Source organism: Glutamicibacter sp. BW80, assembly GCF_002332385.1.
GTDB lineage: Bacteria > Actinomycetota > Actinomycetes > Actinomycetales > Micrococcaceae > Glutamicibacter.
On the sequence record NZ_NRGV01000004.1, the window covers coordinates 1 to 1,664 of the forward strand.

Annotated in this window: 2 protein-coding genes; both read left to right on the forward strand. The window is 68.0% G+C overall.

Features of this window, described 5'->3' with window-relative positions; all coding sequences use genetic code 11:
• A partial coding sequence (locus CIK76_RS01380; RefSeq protein ID WP_141393425.1) for an aldehyde dehydrogenase family protein occupies positions 1-984 on the forward strand: 984 nt, incomplete at its 5' end.
• 21 nt (positions 985-1,005) lie between these two features.
• The coding region (locus tag CIK76_RS01385) for a GMC family oxidoreductase N-terminal domain-containing protein (RefSeq protein ID WP_141393426.1) at positions 1,006-1,664 on the forward strand (659 nt) is incomplete at its 3' end.

A 1,664-nucleotide genomic window follows, 5' to 3' on the forward strand; every position in this document is an offset into this window, starting at 1 on the left:
GGCTGCTCCTTCGTGCTCAAGCCCGCCGAGCTGAGCCCCTCCACCGCGATCCTGATGCTGGACGTGCTCCATGAGCTGGGCCTGCCGGCCGGGGTGGCGAACCTGGTCACCGGCACCGGCGCGCAGGTCGGCGCGGTCCTCTCCGAGCACCGCGACGTGGACCTGGTCTCCTTCACCGGCGGCCTGGCCACCGGGCGCAAGGTCGCGGCCGCGGCGGCCGGAACGGTGAAGAAGGTCGCCCTGGAGCTGGGCGGGAAGAACCCGAACGTGATCTTCGCCGACGCGGACTTCGACGCCGCGGTGGACAACGCGCTGAATGGCGCGTTCGTGCATTCGGGGCAGGTCTGCTCGGCCGGGGCGCGGATCATCGTGGAGGAATCCATTGCGGAGCGGTTCGTCGACGAACTGGTGCGCCGCGCGGAGCAGATCACCCTCGGCGGCCCGTTCGATGAGCACGCCGAAACCGGGGCGCTGATCTCCGCGGAGCATCTGGGAAAGGTCGAGGCGTATGTGCAGTCCGGGCTCGCCGAAGGCGCGCGGCTGCGCTGCGGGGGCCGGGCGGCCACCGATGCGGACGGCCCCGGGCTGGGGGCGGGGCATTTCTACCTGCCCACCGTCTTTGACCAGGTGGCCCGCGGCATGTCGGTGGTCATCGAGGAGGCCTTCGGCCCGGTGGTCACCGTGGAGACCTTCGCCACCGAAGATGAGGCGGTGGCTACCGCCAACGACACCGACTACGGGCTGGCCGGGGCGGTGTGGAGCCAGGACGCGTCCAAGACCCAGCGGATCGCGGCCCGGTTGCGCCACGGGACGATCTGGATCAACGACTTCCACCCCTACCTGCCGCAGGCCGAGTGGGGCGGCTTCGGCCAGTCCGGGGTCGGCCGCGAGCTGGGGCCGACCGGGCTGGGCGAGTACCAGGAAGCCAAGCACATCTACCAGAATCTGGACCCGCAGGTCACCGGCTGGTTCGCCCAGAAGTAGGGAAGAGGGAAACTGAGGATTATGAGCAACACTAACGAATTTGACTACATCGTCATCGGCGGCGGTTCGGCCGGCGCCGCGGCCGCCGCACGGCTGAGTGAAGACCCGGCGGTGCGCATCGCGCTGGTGGAGGCCGGCCCCGATGACCGGGGTCTTGAGGAGGTCTTGCAGCTGAACCGCTGGATGGAATTGCTCGAATCCGGGCTGGACTGGGACTACCCGATCGAGGCGCAGGAGAACGGGAACTCCTTCATGCGCCATTCCCGGGCCAAGGTGATGGGCGGGTGCTCGAGCCATAATTCCTGCATCGCGTTCTGGGCGCCGCGCGAGGACCTGGATGAATGGGAATCGAAGTTCGGGGCCACCGGCTGGAATTCGGCGATGGCCTACCGGCTGTATCAGCAGCTGGAGAGCAATGAGGACGCCGGGCCGGAGGCCCCGCACCATGGGGATTCGGGGCCGGTGCACCTGATGAATGTGCCGGGCACCGATCCGTGCGGGGTGGCGCTGCTGGAGGCTTGCGCGCAGGCCGGGATTCCGCGGGCGAAGTTCAACAACGATGAGACCGTGGTCAACGGGGCGAACTTCTTCCAGATCAACCGGCGTGCCGATGGCACCCGGTCCTCCTCCTCGGTCTCCTATATCCATCCGATTATGGAGCGGGAGAACTTCACGCTGCT